This is a genomic window from Caballeronia sp. ATUFL_F2_KS9A (assembly GCF_023630765.1).
Lineage (GTDB): Bacteria > Pseudomonadota > Gammaproteobacteria > Burkholderiales > Burkholderiaceae > Caballeronia > Caballeronia zhejiangensis.
In genome coordinates this window covers 145008-163791 of record NZ_JALQEK010000032.1, presented here as the reverse complement: position 1 = coordinate 163791, position 18784 = coordinate 145008, and the positions used below count along the sequence as shown (strand labels likewise).

Annotated in this window: 16 protein-coding genes; 8 read left to right on the top strand and 8 right to left on the bottom strand. The window is 61.6% G+C overall.

Annotated elements, in window-relative coordinates; genetic code table 11:
- Positions 1 to 44 precede the first annotated feature (44 nt).
- Positions 45 to 692: a VC0807 family protein gene (locus tag NCS67_RS21525; protein WP_008347981.1), complete on the top strand. Its 648-nt coding sequence runs from the start codon at positions 45 to 47 to the stop codon at positions 690 to 692.
- On the opposite strand, the gene NCS67_RS21520 is transcribed toward NCS67_RS21525, so the two are convergent.
- A complete protein-coding gene (locus tag NCS67_RS21520) occupies positions 693 to 1517 on the bottom strand; it encodes an alpha/beta fold hydrolase (protein WP_081851823.1) in 825 nt (274 codons plus the stop codon).
- A 25-nt stretch (positions 1518 to 1542) separates the two neighbouring features.
- A complete protein-coding gene (locus tag NCS67_RS21515) occupies positions 1543 to 1716 on the bottom strand; it encodes a DUF3563 family protein (RefSeq protein WP_235366224.1) in 174 nt (57 codons plus the stop codon).
- A gap of 474 nt (positions 1717 to 2190) precedes the next feature.
- Here NCS67_RS21515 and NCS67_RS21510 point away from each other — a divergent pair, with 474 nt between their 5' ends.
- Positions 2191 to 6138 (top strand): response regulator, encoded by a 3948-nt coding sequence (locus NCS67_RS21510; RefSeq protein ID WP_250436498.1) that lies wholly within the window; start codon positions 2191 to 2193, stop codon positions 6136 to 6138.
- A 21-nt stretch (positions 6139 to 6159) separates the two neighbouring features.
- Here the strand turns inward: NCS67_RS21510 and NCS67_RS21505 are convergent, their stop codons facing one another.
- Complete coding sequence (locus tag NCS67_RS21505) at positions 6160 to 7071, bottom strand: response regulator (RefSeq protein WP_033536196.1); 912 nt, start codon at positions 7069 to 7071, stop codon at positions 6160 to 6162.
- Positions 7072 to 7477: 406 nt separating this feature from the next.
- On the opposite strand from NCS67_RS21505, the gene NCS67_RS21500 reads away from it, so the two are divergent.
- Together NCS67_RS21500 and NCS67_RS21495 are read left to right on the top strand one after the other, a co-directional pair.
- Positions 7478 to 8851 carry a sigma-54 dependent transcriptional regulator gene (locus NCS67_RS21500; RefSeq protein WP_250436497.1) on the top strand — a complete coding sequence of 458 codons (1374 nt, stop codon included), beginning with the start codon at positions 7478 to 7480 and terminating at the stop codon, positions 8849 to 8851.
- A gap of 360 nt (positions 8852 to 9211) precedes the next feature.
- Positions 9212 to 10519, top strand: a complete 1308-nt coding sequence (locus tag NCS67_RS21495; protein WP_250436496.1) for an MATE family efflux transporter — start codon at positions 9212 to 9214, stop codon at positions 10517 to 10519.
- Here the strand turns inward: NCS67_RS21495 and NCS67_RS21490 are convergent.
- From NCS67_RS21490 to NCS67_RS21475, 4 genes are all read right to left on the bottom strand, one after another.
- Complete coding sequence (locus tag NCS67_RS21490) at positions 10504 to 11208, bottom strand: class I SAM-dependent methyltransferase (protein ID WP_250436495.1); 705 nt, start codon at positions 11206 to 11208, stop codon at positions 10504 to 10506. The two genes, NCS67_RS21495 and NCS67_RS21490, sit on opposite strands and share 16 nt — an antisense overlap.
- Before the next feature lie 14 nt (positions 11209 to 11222).
- Positions 11223 to 12419: an acyltransferase family protein gene (locus tag NCS67_RS21485; RefSeq protein WP_250436494.1), complete on the bottom strand. Its 1197-nt coding sequence runs from the start codon at positions 12417 to 12419 to the stop codon at positions 11223 to 11225.
- Positions 12420 to 12563: 144 nt separating this feature from the next.
- Complete coding sequence (locus NCS67_RS21480) at positions 12564 to 13736, bottom strand: alpha/beta hydrolase (protein WP_250436493.1); 1173 nt, start codon at positions 13734 to 13736, stop codon at positions 12564 to 12566.
- Between the two features lie 29 nt (positions 13737 to 13765).
- A complete protein-coding gene (locus NCS67_RS21475; protein WP_008347970.1) occupies positions 13766 to 14647 on the bottom strand; it encodes a LysR family transcriptional regulator in 882 nt (293 codons plus the stop codon).
- A 126-nt stretch (positions 14648 to 14773) separates the two neighbouring features.
- Here NCS67_RS21475 and NCS67_RS21470 point away from each other — a divergent pair, with 126 nt between their 5' ends.
- The 3 genes from NCS67_RS21470 to NCS67_RS21460 all read left to right on the top strand — a co-directional run bounded on the left by NCS67_RS21470 (position 14774) and on the right by NCS67_RS21460 (position 17913).
- Positions 14774 to 16057, top strand: coding sequence for an MFS transporter (locus NCS67_RS21470; RefSeq protein ID WP_008347969.1), 1284 nt, complete (start codon positions 14774 to 14776; stop codon positions 16055 to 16057).
- Between the two features lie 7 nt (positions 16058 to 16064).
- Entirely contained in the window at positions 16065 to 16934 is an 870-nt protein-coding gene (locus tag NCS67_RS21465) for an amidohydrolase family protein (protein WP_250436492.1), read from the top strand.
- Between the two features lie 97 nt (positions 16935 to 17031).
- A complete protein-coding gene (locus NCS67_RS21460; protein ID WP_175980774.1) occupies positions 17032 to 17913 on the top strand; it encodes an isocitrate lyase/PEP mutase family protein in 882 nt (293 codons plus the stop codon).
- Between the two features lie 48 nt (positions 17914 to 17961).
- On the opposite strand, the gene NCS67_RS21455 is transcribed toward NCS67_RS21460, so the two are convergent.
- On the bottom strand, positions 17962 to 18261 hold the full coding sequence (locus NCS67_RS21455) for a DUF4148 domain-containing protein (RefSeq protein WP_008347964.1): 300 nt from the start codon (positions 18259 to 18261) through the stop codon (positions 17962 to 17964).
- A 228-nt stretch (positions 18262 to 18489) separates the two neighbouring features.
- On the opposite strand from NCS67_RS21455, the gene NCS67_RS21450 reads away from it, so the two are divergent.
- Positions 18490 to 18783: a DUF1330 domain-containing protein gene (locus NCS67_RS21450; RefSeq protein WP_008347963.1), complete on the top strand. Its 294-nt coding sequence runs from the start codon at positions 18490 to 18492 to the stop codon at positions 18781 to 18783.
- Position 18784 lies beyond the last annotated feature (1 nt).

Below are 18784 nucleotides of genomic sequence, written 5' to 3'. Positions count from 1 at the left end.
ACTTGGCTCAGGCATTGCCATTCAAAGCGCACATTCCTGAGTCCATGAAAAAGATCAAACCCGGTCTCGTGCTCGAACTCGTCGCTAACCTGCTGCTTCCGTGGCTTGCGTACCGGCTCGCGCTGCCTTACTGGGGCGATGTCGGCGCGCTGTATGCATCGGCCGCGCCGCCGCTCATGTGGAGCGTCGCCGAATTCGCGCGCTCGCGCCGCGTGGATGCGCTTTCCGCGCTCGTGCTGTTCGGCATCGCGCTATCGATCGTCATGCTCGCGATGGGCGGCAGCCCGCGCATCCTGCTCGTGCGCGAATCGCTCGCGGCGGGCGCAACGGGCATCGTTTTTCTGATCTCGCTGTTTTTCGAGCGCCCGCTCGTCTTCTATCTCGCCCGCGCGACCGTCACTCGCGAGCAGGAAGACGGCGCGAAACGCTTCGAGGCGTACTGGAGCGAGAGCGCTTCGCTGCGCATGTCGTTGCGGCTGATGACGCTCGTGTGGGGCGTCGGGCTCTCGCTCGAAACCGTGCTGCGCTTCTGGTTCGCGTGGACGTGGCCGGTCGAGCGTTATCTGGTCGTCTCGCCGGTCGTGAGCTACGTGATCTACGGCGGATTGCTCGCGTGGACGTTTTGGTTCCGCGCGCGGCTCATCGAGCGTCAGGGAGAAAGCGCGTCGTCGCGCGACGGTCTGCTCGGCTAGCTAGGCCAGCGGCGCGCACGTCGCCATCGCGATGTGATCCGCGATCGCCGCGTTCACCGCACAGGCATGCGTGAGCGGCCCCATGTGTCCCGCATCCGGCACGACGATCAGCTTCGCCGCCGGCATCAGATCGGGCAAGGTTTCCGCGATCAGGCGCGTCGGCGCGGGCGCGTGCTCGCCGCGCATGACGAGCGTGGGAATGCGCAGCTTCGCATACGCGCTCGCCGGCGTCGGCTCGTGAATCAGCGCGCGAAAATCGAGCGGCGCTTTCGGCACCCAGCGCGTGAGCATCGCCTGTACGGACGGCCGCAACGCCGACCATGCGCCATGTCCGCCCCAATAATCGACGAAGGAACGCGCCGCGCCGCGCAGATCGCCGGCGACGACGCCCTCCGCCGTGCGCGCCGCGATCGCGAGAATCTCGGCGAATTCAGTCGCACCGCGCGCGCCCATGCTCTTGAGCAGATGAAACGCCGACGGCTCGTAAAGCGTGATGCTCGCGACGCCGTGCGGCCGTTCCAGCGCGGCGCGCAACGCGACGCCGCCGCCATACGAATGTCCGACGAGATGCACCTTGCCGCGCTGACGATCGATGATGTCGATCGTGCGGGCTGCTTCGTCCGCGAGCGTGAAGGCGCGCTCGCCGCTCCACGGTCCGACGCTGTCGCAACCATAGTGCTCCGGCGCCATCAACGTGTAGCGCGCGTGATCCGCGTTGAGTGCGTCGAGCGTTTCGCCGAGCTGGCGCCATTGATTCGCGCCCGCGCCCGAGCAGTGCAGCGCGATGACCGCTGCGGCGGTGTGTTCGTCGTTCGAATCCATCATCGTTCGTTCTCGCTTTCGTGAGTGATCAGGCGTCGCCGTCGCACGCGCGCATACGGCGTTCGAGCTCGCCGATATCCGCGCACGATCCGAGATAGGCGTCGCGGCGGCTATGCTCCGCACGTTCCAGCAGCATCCCGGTCCAGCAGATCAGATGCGGCAGCATGAAGTCCTTTCCGACATTGATTAGGTATCCCAACATGATTCGCTCCACTTGCACCAACGAGACCTTCCATGAAATGCCGGCTGAGCGAACGTGCAAGACGGATGAATCGGAGAGTCGCTGAGGCGGCGGGTGTCGATGCAATGCAGCGACCGTGCCAGTTTCGCCGATGCCGTGCCAGTCAAGGCTCGGGGCGAAATCAGCCGCGCGCAGGCCGACGCGAGTGTCGGGCGCGAGCCAACGCTTCGTCTTCGGAAAGACGGCGGACGTCGAACACGTCGCCGGACCTCGTCGGAAGCGACTCCTTGCGTGAGATACGGAAAAGGCCGCGAAAATATTCCCTTCGCATGGGATCAAGCTTTCGCGCCGCCGCGCCGTTAATACGGCTGATTGCCGCGAAAGTCGCTTCGCCCGGCGCGCCTGCCCGTCGACCGGCCCGCTTCGGATGGCGCGATAAGATACGGCAGCGTTCGATCTTAGCGTCCCGCAATCGCTCATTCGGAGACAAACGGCTTGCACAGTCGCCACTCGCTCACTTTCAGGATGACGGTGTTCATCGGCGTCGTCTGCGTGCTCCTCATCGGCACCGATCTCTGGCGCAGCGTCGCCGCACGCCGCGCGCAGATCGACGAGATGACGACGGCGACGTCCAACCTCGCGCGCGCGATGGCGCAGCACGCGAACGACGCGTTCAAGGAAGCCGATACGACGCTCATCGGCATGGTGGAGCGCGTCGAGGAGGACGGCACGTCGCCGGCCGACCTCGCGCGCCTGCACCGCTCGCTCGTGTCACGCGTGCAGCAGTTGCCGCAATTGAACGGGCTCTTCATCTTCGACAAGGACGGCGCGTGGATCGTCAATTCGCAGGCGAAGCTCGACTCGCGATTCAATAACTCGGACCGCGAGTACTTCGAATATCACCGCACGCATACCGATCAGGGCTCGCACATCGGGCCGCCGGTCAAGAGCCGTTCGACGGGAAAGTGGGTCGTGCCAGTATCACGCCGCATCGACGCGCCCGACGGCAGCTTCGCGGGCGTCGCGCTCGCGACCATCGACATCGATTTCTTTTCGCGCTTCTACGACAGCCTCGATCTCGGCCAGTCGGGCGCGGCGGTTCTCGTGCTGAACTCGGGCACGATGATCGTGCGCCGCCCTTTCGAGGATCGTTTCGTCGGCAAGAACGTGAGCGACACCGCGCTTTATCGCTCGCATCTGGAAGGCCGCTCGGGCGTGTTCACGACCAAATCGTCGCAGGATCACGTCACGCGTCTGAACAGCCTGCGGGAATTGCAGGACTATCCGCTCTTCGTCGCCGCAGCACTTTCGGAAGATGAGATCCTCGGCCCGTGGTGGCGCGATACGCTCTGGCACGCCTCCGTCACGACCGTGCTCGCGCTCGTCATCGCGATGTTCGGCGCACGGCTCGTGCGTCAGGTCACGGCGCGCACCCACATCGAGCAGGCGCTCGCTCGCAGCCTCGCGACGACTCAAACCGTCCTCGACACCGCGATCAGCCCGATCATCACCGTGGACGAGCGCGGCGCAGTCCGCTCCTTCAATTCGGCCGGCGAAAAGGTATTCGGCTATAAGGCGAGCGAAGTCATCGGGCAAAACATCCGGATGCTGGTGCCGCCGCCCCATCTGGATTTGTATAACGAATACATAATGCAATTCAAGGGGGAAAGCGGCGTCGCGACGGCCGACTGCGAACTCGCCGGACAGCGAAAGGACGGCACGTCGTTTCCTGCCCATGTATCGACGGGCGCGATGCGTCTCGATGGCGCTTTGCATTTTGTATCCGTAATTACGGATATCTCCAGGCAGCGGAAGGAACGCAGCGAACTGGCGCACGCGCGCGACCAGTTGCTTCTGGCTGCCGACATTGCCGAACTGGGCATCTGGTCGTGGGATCTGGTGACGGACAAGCTGCACTGGAACGCGCGCATGTTCGAGATTTATCAATATCCGCCGGAGATGCTCGATAACGGGCTGCACTTCGAGCACTGGCGCCTGCGCATACATCCCGAGGATCACGACGCGATCATGGCGAACCTGCGCGCGGCCGCTGCAGGAGAGATCGAGACCTTGCAGCCGTTCCGGATCGTCCTGCCAGACGGGACGACGCGGCGCATCCAGAGCGGGCTGCGCACGCAGCGCAACGCGAATGGCACGCCCGTCGTGATGACCGGCGTGAACTACGACGTCACCGACCAGTACGAACTGGAGTTCCATCTGCGCAATGCGAAGGAGCAGGCGGATGCCGCGAGCGCGGCGAAGTCTTCGTTCCTCGCGAACATGAGCCACGAAATCCGCACTCCGATGAACGCGGTGCTCGGCATGTTGCATCTCGTGCAGCTGACGGCGCTCAATGCGCGCCAGCAGGACTATGTGAGCAAGGCGGAAACCGCGGCCAGATCGTTGCTGAATTTGCTCAACGATATTCTCGATTATTCGAAGATCGAAGCGGGCAAGCTGCAGCTCGACAGCCATCCGTTCGAGCCGGAAAAACTGATGGAAGAGCTCGGCATCGTGCTCTCGGGCAACCAGGGCGCGAAGGATGTCGAAGTGCTGTTCGATCTCGATCCGTCCGTGCCGACTGTGCTCGTCGGCGATAGCTTCCGCCTTCAGCAAGTGCTGATCAATCTCGCGGGCAATGCGCTCAAGTTCACGTCGGCGGGGCAGATCGTCGTGAGCGTGCATCGGCTCGACGATTCGCCCGATGCATCCGGCGATGCGGTGCGCTTGCGTATCACGGTCAGCGATAGCGGCATCGGCATCAGCGAGGCACAGCTCGAACGCATCTTCGAAAGCTTCACGCAGGCGGAGGCATCGACTTCGCGCCGTTACGGCGGCTCGGGCCTCGGGCTCGTCATCAGCAAGCGGCTCGTCGCGATGATGGGCGGGCAGCTCGAAGTCGAAAGCCGCGTGGGCGAAGGCAGCCGCTTCTGGTTCGACATCACGCTTGGCGTCGAAACGGCGAGCGCGTTGACGCATGACGAAAGCGCGAACCTCGGACATGGCGCGCGCATTCTCATCGCCGATGACAACGCGATCGCAGGCGAGATCATGGCGCGCACGGTGCGCTCGCTCGGCTGGCGCGCTGACATCGTGACGAGCGGAAGCGAAGCGGTCGAACGCATCGGCGAAGCTGCGCTGAACGATGCGCCCTACGACATCGCCCTTCTCGACTGGCGCATGCCGGAACTCGACGGGCTCAACGCCGCCAGGCAGATTCACGCGATGAAAGGCCGCGCTGCGCCGCCTCTCGTGCTGCTCGTCACGGCATTCGGCCGCGAGGTGTTGAAGGAGTCGCAGGAAGGCGGCGACGCGCCTTTCGCCGGCTTCCTGACGAAGCCCGTGACGCCCAAGCAACTCGCGGCGGCAATCCGTGCCGCGCTGCCTCGCGACACCGAAACGACGCGGCCCGTCACGCCGCTGCCGACAATGAAAGCGCGCCGCCTTGCGGGACTCGCGTTGCTCGTCGTCGAAGACAATGCGCTCAACCGCCAGGTTGCCGAAGGCGTGCTGCTCGCTGAAGGCGCATCCGTCACGCTTGCGCAAAGCGGCCGTGAAGGCGTCGATCGGGTCATCGCAGCAAACGCCTGCTTCGACGCGGTGCTCATGGACGTGCAGATGCCCGATCTCGATGGACTCGAAGCGACACGCCTCATTCGCGCGGACGGTCGCTTCGCCGCGCTGCCCGTCATCGCGATGACGGCCAATGCATCGGGCGCGGATCGCGATGCATGCATAGCGGCCGGCATGAACGAACATGTAGGCAAGCCAATCGATGTGGAGCGGCTGGTCGCGGTGCTGCGCGCGCACACCGAACGCACGCTGCAAGCGCCGGATGCACATCACGCGAATGCCGATATCGAATCCATCATGGAGCCGCGTGATTCGATCGTCGCGCGTTTCGGCGGCAACGTCGATCTGATCCGCAAGGCGATCGACGGCCTCGACGCGCAGACTGGCAAGCAACTCGCGATGCTCGCCTCGGCGCTCGCGGCGCACGACGTGCGCCGCGCCGCGGCGATGCTGCATGCGATCAAAGGCAGCGCGGGCACGATCGGCGCTGCTGCGCTCGCGCGGCTCGCGAGCACGCTCGAGAAGGACGCGCATCTTCTGGAAGCTGCGCGCGTGGCGTTGCCGCGCATGCAGCAGTTGCTTGCATCGAGCGTGGCGCAACTCGTCGATGAATTCGGTCGGCCCCGATCGCCTGCACGGAACACTTCCAACATTTCACCGCTGCAAGACTACGACTGGCGCGCACGCCTCACTGCTATCGTCGAATTGCTCGATGCATCGAATCTGCAGGCGATCGCCCTATCCGAGAACTTGTCGCCTTATGCGCCGAGCGCGTATCGCGAGCACTTCGAGCAGTTTCTCGCGTGCGTGCGCGCACTCGAATTCGCGCGCGCATCGGAGATCGCGCGCGATATGCTCGAACAGGTTTGAGCCGAACGAGAACGCTAGACGTTAGCGGCCATTTGCATCGCGAACATACACCGGAAACGGATGGACGTTCGCGCCGCATGCCGAGTCCAGCATCGCGCGCAATTCTTCCCGCGCCTTGCGCGCAGAAGCCAGCGCGCCCTGCACGCGCGCCTGCAACACGGCGGACCTGGCCGGCTTTGCAATGACATCCGCCGCGCCCGCATCGAGCGTGCATTGCTCCGTTTCGACATCGCGCGCATCGGCCAGCACGACGATCGGTACGTGGGCCAGTTCCGACAACAATGCGCGCACGGCCGCGCAAGGGTTATCGCAGCAACGCGCATCCAGCACGATCGCATCCGGCTCCTTGCTTTGCGCAAGACCTAGCGCGGCATTGCAATCCTTCGCGAGATCGAGTGCGCCGATGCCTTCGAGCGCATGCCGATGCGCCTCGATCGTGTCGTCCCCGAGGATGCCGAGCACGCGCACGCCCGTAGGTTTCGACGCCGCCGCTTTACCCTGCTCGTGCCGACGCGCCTGCGCCTCCATCACGCGATGCCGCAGACGAAGCTGTGCCCGCACACGTGCCTGCAGGCGCGGCGCGACCAGCGGTTTGATGACGTAATCCGCCGCGCCGATGTTGAAGGCGTCGACTTCGAGCGCGGGCGCGTCGTGACTGGTGACGAATATCACCGGCACGCGCGCGAGCTTCGCATCGCGCTTGAGGATTTCGCAGACATCGAAGCCCGTCATGTTGGGCAGATTGGCGTCGAGAAGGATCAGATCCGGCGTCGACTCGCGCGCCAGCGCGAGTGCCGCTTCGCCAGTGGTGGCAAAGCGCTGGTTGGGGAACTCCGCGAGCATGTCCCCGATGATGCGAATCATCGCCGGGTCGTCGTCGACGAGAAGCAAACGCGGCTGGTACGTTGAGGTGGAGTTCTCTGCTTTATCCATATTCGAACGGTCATTCATCAGACGAGATGCACCTTTATGAACTCTACGCCCGCAATGCGTGCGCCGCAAATTGAAATGCGTGGAGGTATTAATTATCTGATATTTCAGTGCTCGCAGATTTCTGTTCCGCAAATACTTTCGTGCATGGACATATTCATAAGTGAATAAGTAACTTGTTCCGAGCGCTCCGTGCGCGCCCGGCCGTGTCACGTAGGGCACGGCCGGATAAAGCACGTTTGTCCCGCAGATTTTCGCACGGGCGTCCCGAAAAAAATGCTATGACGTTTTTAATCGAATCCGCCGATCAATGTAAACATTCAAAAACGGCTTATCGTTTGCGAGGCTTTTTACATTGCGACCTCAGGGCGCATACTTGCCGCAATATCTATAAAAGCCGGGAATAGCCATGTACGGGGAAGCCAGAACGCTCTACTTCGTGGGCCGCGCATTATCGGACGATGTCTCCGAGCGTTTGTGCGCTCGTGGCTGGACCGTCGAGCGCATCGACCCGGCCAAGCCGCCCAAGTCCGCCAAACACGGCAAACGCGCAGCGGCGGGTATCGTCGATCTCACCAGTCGCGGTTTTGCACAGGACGCGGCCGCGCTCACCGCGATGCTCGCAAGTTATCAGATCGGCTGGGTCGCGACGGTCGACGCCGAGCATGTCGATAACCCCGATATCTGCCGCCTCATTCGCGATTTTTGTTTCGACTATGTGACCGTGCCGTCCACCGCCGATCGAATCGTCGATGCAGTGGGACACGCATACGGCATGGTTTCGCTGCACGATGCCGCGAGCAACGATCCGCGCAAGGACGAATGCAAGGAAGGCAGCATGGTCGGTTCCTGCGATGCGATGCAGGCGCTTTATCGCTCGATTCGAAAAGTCGCGATGACCGATGCGCCCGTCTTCATCTCCGGCGAATCGGGCACGGGCAAGGAACTCACCGCTGTTGCGATTCACGAGCGATCCGTGCGGCGCGAGCGGCCTTTCGTCGCGATCAACTGCGGCGCGATTCCCGCGCATCTGTTGCAGTCGGAACTCTTCGGTTATGAGCGCGGCGCATTTACCGGCGCCAATCAACGCAAGATTGGTCGCGTTGAAGCGGCCGACGGCGGCACGCTCTTTCTCGATGAAATCGGCGATCTGCCGCTCGAAAGTCAGGCGAGTCTGCTGCGCTTTCTTCAAGAGCGCAAGATCGAGCGTCTCGGCGGACAAGGTTCGACGGACGTCGATGTACGCATCATTTCGGCGACGCACGTCGACATGCAGACGGCCATGCTCGAAGGACGCTTCCGCGCGGACTTGTACCATCGCCTGTGCGTATTGCAGATCGACGAGCCGCCGCTGCGCGTGCGCGGCAAGGATATCGAACTGCTTGCGAATCACATGCTCGATCGCTTCAGAAAGGACGCGAGCCGGCGGCTTCGCGGCTTCGCGCCGTGCGCGATTGCAGCGCTGCATAACTATGGCTGGCCCGGCAATGTGCGCGAGTTGATCAATCGCGTGCGTCGCGCAATCGTCATGTCGGAAGGAAGGCAGATTCTCGCCAGCGATCTCGAACTGGGCGAATATGCGGAAGCCGCGCTGATGACGCTCGCACAAGCGCGCGAAGCAGCCGAGCGACAGGCTATCGACGTGGCGTTGTTGCGTCATCGCGGACGTCTCGGCGAAGCGGCGGACGAACTGGGCATCTCCCGCGTCACGCTGTATCGCATGTTGACTGCCTATGGCTTGCGCGCCAAGGCCGACAGGCCGCTGGAGGCATCAGGCGGCTGACCGGTGCGCGAATCATGATTCGCTCAAAAGGGCAATAAGGAACCTTCATTCGCCTTCGCCGCTCCAATCACGGCGTCATGAAAGCGTGAAGCGGCATTCACACCGCATTCGTACCTCACGCACGTCGCAGTTCCTCTCGTAGCGCTCCCGCGCTACTACGCAGTCTCGTTTCAATCATTTGCGGCCCGCCTGCGTATCTTCGGCGCGCTCATTCTGCGCTAATGCGCCATGCCATAACATTCATTCGCACGCATGATGCGTCGCGAATTCTTATGGGCGTGCCTAGCGAGTAACGTCTGGTTGTCAGTCATGGCTTTCAATAACAACGCTTCTCTCATTCGTCAATTTTCGAACTATGCAGTGCCCACCGTGCTAGCTGCATGGGTGTACTGCATGCACTCGGTCATCAGCGGCATCTTCATCGGACGCCATGTCGGCCCAGATGCGCTTGCCGCGTTGAATCTGCTCGTTCCGTTGCTCTATCTGCCTTACGCATTCAGCGTGATGATCGGCGTCGGCGGATCGACGCTCGTCGCGAGATTGCTCGGCGAGCAGCGCGAACGCGATGCCGCCGAAGCATTCACACAGGCGCTCTGGCTGCTCGGTCTATGCGGCGTGACATTCGCGATGGCGATCCATTTTTATGCCGATACCTTCGTGCAATGGACGGGCGCGCGCGGCGCGCTTGCGCTGCTCGCGAAAGACTTCCTGCACGCCTATGCGCCTTTCGTTCTGTTTCCGACCGCATGTTATGCGCTCGAACTGTTCTTGCGAATCGAAGGCGCGGCGAAGTTCGGTCTCGTCTGCCTGATCGCGGGCGGCATCGCCGATGTCGCCTTGACATGGTGGATGGTGAGCCACATGCAATGGGGCATGCGTGGCGCGGCGCTCGCATCGGGCATCAGCCAGGCGCTCGCCTGCATGCCGATGCTCGGCTACCACTTCGTCAAGGCCCGGCACGTTCGGCCTGTTGCCCATGCTTTCACACGGCTCGATCACGCATGGCGCATGGCTTATAACGGGGCATCGGAGTTTCTCGGCGAGATCGCGCCAAGCGTCACGCTCTTCGCGTTCAATCACGCTGTATTGCGCTGGCTCGGCGACACGGGCCTCGTTGCGTTCGCAGTCGTGGAATACATGACGATGATCGCGTCGGTCACGATGGTCGCGCTCGTACAGAGCATGCAGCCTATCGTGAGCTTTCAGCGCGGCGCGGGCAACGCGCATGCCGTGTCGCGCGCGTTTTCGATCGGCGTCATCGTTACGGCAGGCTTCGCACTCGCCGCCGCTTTCGCGATCCTCGCGCTCGCGCAACCGCTCGGGGCGCTCTTCGTGCCCGACAGTCCTGCGGCACAAGCGCTTCTGCGCGACGCATTGCCGTGGTGCGCGCTCGCGTTCCTGCCTGCCGCGATCAACGTAGCGATCAGCGGCTATCTGACGGCCATCGAAGCGCCGCTCGCGTCGATGATCGTCGCCCTGTTGCGAAGCTGGCTGCTGCTCTTGTCGATGCTCTGGCTTCTGACCGAATGGTTCGGGCCGCGCGGCATCTGGATGACCGTCGCCATCACCGAGCTTGCGACGCTGGCTCTGAGCATCGTGCTGTATCGCACGCGCGGAAGGCGGTTCGAATTGCCCGCGCCAGCGACGACGAATCAGGCGCTTTTGTAGGCAACGAGTCCGACCCACTCGCGGCCATCGAGAGGGAAGTATTCCGGATTCACGCCGCGAGGACACGGCGTGAATTCCACGCACTCGATGCGAAAACCCGCGAGCATGAATTCGCGGGCGAGTATCGTCGGGTCCATGAGGTTGACTGTCGCGGGCAATAGCTTTGGCGCGAGTGCATAGCGATCCGAATCCTCCGTCAATCCTGGCCATGCATTGCCCGATACGATCGCCCGCTCGTAGTCGGAAATCATCTTCGCCATGAAACGATGATACGGCGTGAAGCACAGCACGAATGCCTTGCCGTTGGGTTTGAGCCAATCGAATAGCCGGGCGACGCCCGTACGGAAATCATCGGGCGCGAGGAAATGGAGTACGTGAGACGCGAGAATCACGTCGAGAGAAGAGGCTTCGAGTTCGTAGTGCGGGAACGCGCCTTCCAGCAAGACGAGATTACTGACGTACGCAGCTGGTGCAGCCTGCCGGATTTGCTCCAGTTGCGCCCGGGAAATGTCATTCGCAATCACGCGCGTGCGTTTGCTCAACGCAGGCAGGGACGCGGCTCCATAACCTGCGCCGATATCCAGCACTACGCCACCCCGCTTGCGAGCGAATCGAATGAACGCGCGCGTGTACTTTGACAGCGGGAAAGCCGAGCCATGCCGGCTTTCCGTCAGGCGTTCTGCGCTCATGCTTATCCTCGCGATCAGGCGTCGCGCGTCAGATGAAAGCGTCGATCGACCGATGCGAGCAGGCGTCTCGACAAGCGTGTAGCACGCCCTTGAATCAGCCGGTCCGACACACGCGACAATGCATAAGAGACGACGAGCACCGCGATCAGCGTCGCGCCGAACAACGCGAGCGACGTCTCTCCATTCTTCTGTCCGAATGAGCGATCGAAGAAATGAAACGTCACGTAGACGCAGATGAAGTGCCAGAGATAAATACCATAACTTTCGCGGCCGAGCGCGGCGGCGGCGCGTCGAACGAGTGTGACGCGCGGCACGGCATGCTTGTTATCGCGATGCTTGCGGGCATGACGTGAACACACGAAGAGCAGAAAGGCCACGGCGCTGCATGCCGCGAATACGGGCGCGAGCGCATGCGCCTTGTCGAGCCACACGCCGAGCGCTGCGGTCGTGAGCGCAAAAGCCAGCGCCAGCGAAAAATACAGTAAAGACACGCGCGTCGTCACGTCGGACGCGCCGAGAAGATGCGAGCGAAATGCATACCACGCCCACATGCCGACGATGAAGCACGGACCCTGCACGGGCGGCCAGAAGTAGCTGAAGGTGTTATTGGCGACATTGCAATCGAGCGTGCCGTTGCAATCGGCCATCGACATCACGGCATACGAGAGGCCGAGCAACAACACCGTAGCCAGCAAGAGGCGCGCGCGATTCATCGCGAGAAAAAATAGAAGTGGCGCAATCAGGTAGAACAGCATCTCCACGCCGATCGACCATCCGCCTGGCACGACGTTATTGATCGCTGTCGGCGAAAGAGCATGCAGAAAGACCAGGTTGAGCAGCACGTCCATCGGCCCATGTGCGCCGAGAATCCATGCGCGTTCGATGCCCGAGCGCGTCGCGCCATAGCTGATGAGTCCATAGACCGCGATCGCCGCGTAGTACATCGGCGCTATGCGAAAGAAACGCTTGATATAGAAGCGCAACGTGACATGACGCGCATCCGCGCAGCGCGCGTGATCCACTTCGAGCGTCATGAAGATCGTGATCGCGCTGATCACGAAGAACAACTGCACGCCGTATTGGCCCATGCGCGCAATGAGCGTGACGGTGCCCGGCAGATTGGGAAACTGAAACGACAGGTGTACTGCGACTACCCCGACGATCGCGAGCGCCCGGCCAGCGTCGAGCGCGGCAACACGTCCTTTATCCATCGATACTCTCCTCGCGGTTCATGCCGACCTACAAAAAAGGCCGCGAGGCTCGTGGACAGCCGCGATTTCAATGAAGTTCCGCCAGACAACTCATTCAGATGAGACTCTTACAACAAGAAACTTCATACACGTATGGATACATTTCTATGGCGCATTCTGACGGAGAAACCGCAGTATGCGGCTGACGACCGTGCTCGGCTGCTCCTGCTGCACCCAATGCCCTGCGCCTTCGATCAGATGCGTCGCGCGAAAATCGGTGCAGGCCAGCACGCGCATCGCTTCGAAATCGCCCGGCCGCTGGTAATAGCCCCAATCGCTCGCGCCTGCGATAAAGCATGACGGCACGTCGATAGTGCGCCCCGACCACATCCGCAGTGCAGCAGCAAGACTCGGATCGGTGCCGCACCGATACCAGTTCAGTCCACCCTGAAATCCCGTGCGCGCGTATTCGCTCGCATAGACGTTCAAATCGCGGTCGGACAGCCAGGCACATCCGGCGATTTGATCGGCGTCGGGCGAATGTTCGGCGACGGTTTGCGGCATCGTCGCATCCGCGTTCATCACGTAGTACGTGGGCAGCAAAGCCAGTTGATCGGCAGAAACGGATGCGAGCGGATGCGGACCATTGTCCGGCCAGTCCGCGCTCTTCATGTGGTAATACGCGCGCAAGAACGCGGCGAGTCCTTGCGGCGGGTGCCACATGTCGTCATTCGCCTGCGCGCCCGAGTAATACCATTGATAGTGCTTGCGCGGCGGATCGAGCGACGCGAGCCCGGCGACCGCTTCGGCCATGATCGATTGCGCCGTCTCGACGCGCGCGAGCCTTGCATCGTCGTTCGCGGTATTGAAGGCGAATGCAGGCGGCCCCGCAAAAGGCGCGCTCATCATCACGACCGATGCGAATACATCGGGACGAATCAATGCACACCACGCGGCAACGGGCGAGCCGAAATCGTGACCGATAACCGATGCGACTCTGCGATAACCCAGCGCCGACACGAGACCCAGTACATCGCGGACCAGATTCGGAAATGTGAACTCGTCGAGATCGGTATCGAATGAAGCAATACCGCCGATAGTGCGCCCATAACCGCGCTGATCCGGCGCGACGACATGAAAGCCCGCATCGGCAAGCGGTTTCATGATCTTGCGCCAGCTATAAGCGAGTTCGGGAAAGCCGTGAAGGAGCACGATGCAAGGCCGACCGGGGATATCGAATCCGGCTTCGAGCACATGCATCGAAAGGCCATTGCCATTGTCGATCATGCGCGCGCGAATGCCGTCCGGTAGCGGCAGATCGTTCGATGTTTCATTCATGCGTGTCTCCTTGCGATGCGATCATGCGCTCATGCTTCGAGCAAGGCCGCGAAGCGATCCGCGAGCGTCGGGCGGGAACGCATCGGCCATATTGCGCTGAGTTCGAATGGTGGCAGGTTATCGCCGTCGCGCACGTCGCAGAAGCGCACGCCGGCGAACTGCAACGCAGTCACGGATTGCGGCAGGAGCGATGCGCCGCATCCGGCCGCGACGCAAGCCAATACCGTCAGAGAACGATTCGCGTCCTGCACGACGTTGGCTTCGCAACCCGCTTTACGAAAAGCACTGAGGATGCCCGCGCGAACTACCGGCAATTGATCGCTCGGAAACCATACGAGGCCTGCATCGGATAACTCCTTCAAACCGACTTTTCCATCGTCGCCAATAACAAAAGACATCGGCAGTACCGCGAGCAAGCGCTCTCTCACGATCAACTTTTCGCGCATGCGCCCGCCCACGGCAACAGGCGTATGCAGCAAGCCGATATCGATCGTGCCTTTCTCCAACGCGCTTGCCTGCTCCGCATTGCTCATTTCTCTCAGCATGAGTTCGACGTTCGGCACCTCTTCGCGCAGCGCCGCAATCGCGCGAGGCAACAGGCTGAAAAGTGCCGCCGATGCAAAGCCTATCGTCAGACGCCCGCCGCGCTGCGCACCGATTTCACGCGCACGATGCGATGCCGCGTCAATGCGCGCCACGCTCAATCGAATGTCTTCGACGATTGCGTCGCCCGCCGGAGTCAATTGCGCGCCACGTCGCGTGCGCTCGAAAAGCTTCACGCCAAGATCGCGCTCCATGCGCGAAAGCGCCTGACTCAACGCGGGTTGCGCAATATCGAGTACCTCGGCCGCGCGCGTGACGCTGCCTGCATCGACTACCGCGAGAAAGTATTTGAGGTTGCGCGTCTCCATCTTGCGAGCATATCAAAATGCTATGAAAGATGAACGTATCCATAGTATGCGCGGCCGCGATTCGTTTTTAGAATTCAGTGGCATATTGAACAAGAGCCGGCCAGAGGCCAGCACAGGAGACGCGAGATGAATTGGTACCGTGAAATTTCCACGGCGGAAAGACGCACGCTTTGGGGATGCTTTGCAGGCTGGGCGCTCGACGGCGTCGATACGCAGTTATTCAGTCTCGTCATTCCGACACTCATCGCGACATGGGGCATCGGAAAAGGACAAGCCGGTCTGATCGGCGGCGCGACGCTCGTCGCGGGCGCATTGGGCGGACTCTTCGCGGGCGTGCTTTCCGATCGAATCGGACGCGTCAAGGCCTTGCAAGTCACGGTTCTCTGGTTTTCGCTTTTCACGTTTCTCAGCGCCTTTGCGCAGAATTTCGAACAGTTGCTCGTGCTCAAGTCGCTTCAGGGACTCGGCTTCGGCGGCGAATGGACGGCGGGCGCAGTATTGTTGAGCGAGACGATTCGCGCGAAACATCGCGGCAAAGCTATGGGCATCGTGCAAAGCGCATGGGGCTTTGGCTGGGCCGGTGCGGTTCTGCTCTATGCAATCGTGTTTTCATGGGTATCACCCGACTGGGCCTGGCGCGTGCTGTTCGCCGTCGGCCTCATTCCGGCTGTGCTCGTCATTTATATGCGCCGCAATATCGAAGAGCCGCCGCGTGAATCGAAACCTGCCGAAAAGGAACATGCACAACGTCAGAGCGCTCTCGCCATTCTCGCTGGAATCTTTCATCCTTCTGTGCTGCGCACGACGATCGTCGGCGGATTGATCGGCCTCGGCGCGCACGGCGGCTATCACGCCATTACCACATGGCTGCCCACGTACCTGAAAACCGAGCGGCATTTGTCGGTGCTCGGCACGGGCGGCTATCTGGCTGTCGTGATTACGGCATTCATCATCGGATGCTTTGTCAGTGCATGGCTGCAAGACAAGATCGGTCGCAGGAAGAACGTGATTCTCTTCGCTGTCTGTTGCGCGGTCACGGTCAACGTCTATGTGTTCCTGCCCATCGGCGATATTGCCATGCTCGTATTGAGCTTCCCGCTCGGTCTGTTCTCCGCGGGCATTCCCGCAACGCTCGGCGCGCTCTTCAACGAGCTCTATCCGCAAGGCGTGCGCGGTACGGGCGTCGGCTTCTGCTACAACTTCGGACGCGTCGTGTCGGCGGCGTTTCCGGTGCTCGTCGGCCACATGGGCAATTCGATGCCGATCGGACAGGCAATCGGCATCGACGCGGGCGCGGCCTATGGACTCGTCGTCGTGGCCGCGTTGCTCTTGCCTGAAACGAAAGGCCGTCGCATTGCTGTTGTGCCTGGTCAAGCTGCGTCGAACGAGCGTTCGCCCAAGCATGTCTGAACTTTCCATGACGCGTTCACTTCATTCCACGCTCGGCGATGAGCAATGGCTCGAATCGAAGCCTGCCGCCATCGAAGCGATCGACAGTCACGCGCATGTCTTCGTGCGCGGCCTGCCGCTGGCACCGCATCGTCGACACGCACCCGACTACGACGCAACGCTCGATGCCTATGCGGAACACTTGCGCACCAACGGCGTCTCTCACGCGGTGCTCGTGCAACCGAGTTTTCTCGGCACCGACAATTCGTTTTTTCTCGATGTGCTGCAGCGCTATCCGCAACGCTTTCGCGGTGTGGCCGTTATCGATCCTTCGATCAGCGACGCGGAGTTGTATCGCCTCGCGGCACTCGGCGTCGTCGGCATGCGGCTCAATCTGATCGGGCTTGCGTTGCCCGATCTGCGTGAAGCGCGTTGGCGAGCGTTATTCGAGCGCGTCAACGCGCTCGGCTGGCACGTCGAGATTCATCGCGATGCCGTGGACTTGCCGATGCTTATCGCGCCATTGCTCGAACAAGCCTGCACAATCGTGATCGATCATTTCGGCCGTCCCGATCCGGCATTTGGCGCCGACGATCCGGGCTTTCGCTATCTGCTGACGACGGCGCAATGCGGCCGCGTGTGGGTCAAGCTATCGGCGGCTTACCGCAGCGTGGAAGGCGAAACCGGCACGTCGCTCGGTCAGACGCTCACGTCCGCCTTGCTCGATTCATTCGGCGCAGCGCGGCTCGTGTGGGGCAGCGACTGGCCGCACACGCAACATCAAAGCCTGATGGACTACGGCGCATCGCGCGATGCGCTCGACCGCTGGATTCCCGACGCATCGCTGCGTACCATCGTGTTGCGCGATTCGGCGCGTGCGCTGTTCCGCTTCGAATGACGTTCGTGCGAGCGCCGAAGCGCATCGCGCGTTAGCATTGCAGACGCTGGCGCATGCATCGACGCTGAACACGAACTATCCTTCCGGAACCTTAGCCATGACCACTTCTTCCTCGCGCCGCCGCGCGGCCTTTCGCGAACGGGTCAACGCTCGCAGCGCCCTGCTGCTGCCCGGCGCATTCAACGCAATGAGCGCGCAAGTCGCCGCCGATCTCGGCTTCGAGGCGATCTACATCACCGGTGCAGGTGTAACCAACATGTCGCTCGGCCTGCCGGATCTCGGCTTCATGGGACTCGCGGAAATCGCGGAGCATACGTCGCGCATCCGCGATGCAGTGGACCTGCCGCTTATCGTCGACGCGGACACGGGCTTCGGCAATGCGCTCAACGTGCGTCACACGGTACGCACGCTGGAGCGCGCGGGCGCGGACGCCATTCAGCTCGAAGATCAGGTTATGCCGAAGAAATGCGGGCACTTCGCGGGCAAAGCCGTAATATCGACCAATGAAATGGTAGGGAAGATACGCGCAGCGGCGGATGCCCGCGAAGACGATAACTTTCTGATCATCGCGCGCACCGATGCGTGCGCGGTGGAGGGCTTCGATGCAGCGATCGAACGAGCACGCGCATTCGTCGAAGCGGGCGCCGACATTCTCTTCGTCGAAGCGATCGAAACGCCGGAGCAAATCGCGTCACTGCCGAAGCTGCTCGACGCGCCGCAACTGATCAACATCGTGATCGGCGGAAAGACGCCTGTTACCGACCGCGCGGATCTCGAACGCCTCGGCTTCAGCCTCGTGCTCTATGCAAATGCGGCATTGCAAAGCGCCGTGCGCGGCATGCAGACCGCGCTCGGCGCCTTGAAATCGCAGGGACGTCTCGACGAAAATCCCGCTGTCGTTGCGCCTTTCGCCGAGCGTCAGCGGCTTGTGAACAAGCCGCTTTTCGATGAACTCGACCGCAAATACGCTGCGGACTGAATGCATCGCCTGAAGCGGTCACATAGACCGCTTCGGTCATTCACGCATTTAGCGCGAGTACATTGCGTTCCAGTCGGACTGCGACACGCGTGCGCTACCCGATTGCGATGCACCATTGGCTGCGCCGCCGTAGGCCGTCGCACCATCGCGTGCGGCGAGCTTCGCTTCGGCCGCTTGAATGGCTTCGGGATAGTGCGCCTGATCGCCGTCGCCGACGTGATAGCCGACGCTCTCCAATGCCGCCAATTCCGCGCGCACTTGAGCGCGCGTGATCTGGCTTTGCGCGAACGAAGCGACGGGAATGACGAGAGCGGTTGCGACGAGTGCTGCGCGGATGATCGACTTCATGATGAAACTCCAGTGTTATGAGGTGCCCGGCTTCGAACACAGTGCCTTTCGAAGCAGTGAAAGCAGTTTATGACGCAGGTGCTCTCGGGTTAACCCCTAGCGCAAGAAAGCACCTTTCACCGAAACGCGCTTAATCGAGAATTTGCTATGCTGTCCGCCGGACTGAATGCAAAAGCACAGTGCGTTCGCCTCATGGCGCAAGGCGCCCTTCAAACACTGGAGATAAAGATGGCAAAGGGATATTGGGTCAGTGTGTACACAAAAATCATGAAGCCCGATCAGGTTGCGGAATACTCGAAGATCGCAACGCAGGCTATTGCAGAAGGCGGCGGCCGTCCGCTCGTGCGCGGCGTTGCGTCGATGGTGCAAGGCGAAGGCGTGCTCGAGCGCACCGTCGTCATCGAATACGATTCACTCGAAGCAGCCGTCGCCGCCTATAACAGTGCAACGTATAAGCGCGCACTGGAAGTGCTGGGCGATTCCGTCGTGCGCGACTTCCGCATCGTCGAAGGCGTCGCTTAAA

Bases quoted from the DNA above. Each gene is read 5' to 3' on its own strand.
- NCS67_RS21470 (WP_008347969.1), top strand. From the start codon at position 14,774: ATGAATTGGTACCGTGAAATTTCCACGGCGGAAAGACGCACGCTTTGG.
- NCS67_RS21480 (WP_250436493.1), bottom strand. From the start codon at position 13,736: ATGAATGAAACATCGAACGATCTGCCGCTACCGGACGGCATTCGCGCG.
- NCS67_RS21490 (WP_250436495.1), bottom strand. From the start codon at position 11,208: ATGAGCGCAGAACGCCTGACGGAAAGCCGGCATGGCTCGGCTTTCCCG.
- NCS67_RS21520 (WP_081851823.1), bottom strand. From the start codon at position 1,517: ATGATGGATTCGAACGACGAACACACCGCCGCAGCGGTCATCGCGCTG.
- NCS67_RS21515 (WP_235366224.1), bottom strand. From the start codon at position 1,716: ATGTTGGGATACCTAATCAATGTCGGAAAGGACTTCATGCTGCCGCAT.
- NCS67_RS21500 (WP_250436497.1), top strand. From the start codon at position 7,478: ATGTACGGGGAAGCCAGAACGCTCTACTTCGTGGGCCGCGCATTATCG.
- NCS67_RS21475 (WP_008347970.1), bottom strand. From the start codon at position 14,647: ATGGAGACGCGCAACCTCAAATACTTTCTCGCGGTAGTCGATGCAGGC.
- NCS67_RS21485 (WP_250436494.1), bottom strand. From the start codon at position 12,419: ATGGATAAAGGACGTGTTGCCGCGCTCGACGCTGGCCGGGCGCTCGCG.
- NCS67_RS21505 (WP_033536196.1), bottom strand. From the start codon at position 7,071: ATGGATAAAGCAGAGAACTCCACCTCAACGTACCAGCCGCGTTTGCTT.
- NCS67_RS21465 (WP_250436492.1), top strand. From the start codon at position 16,065: ATGACGCGTTCACTTCATTCCACGCTCGGCGATGAGCAATGGCTCGAA.
- NCS67_RS21525 (WP_008347981.1), top strand. From the start codon at position 45: ATGAAAAAGATCAAACCCGGTCTCGTGCTCGAACTCGTCGCTAACCTG.
- NCS67_RS21450 (WP_008347963.1), top strand. From the start codon at position 18,490: ATGGCAAAGGGATATTGGGTCAGTGTGTACACAAAAATCATGAAGCCC.
- NCS67_RS21460 (WP_175980774.1), top strand. From the start codon at position 17,032: ATGACCACTTCTTCCTCGCGCCGCCGCGCGGCCTTTCGCGAACGGGTC.
- NCS67_RS21455 (WP_008347964.1), bottom strand. From the start codon at position 18,261: ATGAAGTCGATCATCCGCGCAGCACTCGTCGCAACCGCTCTCGTCATT.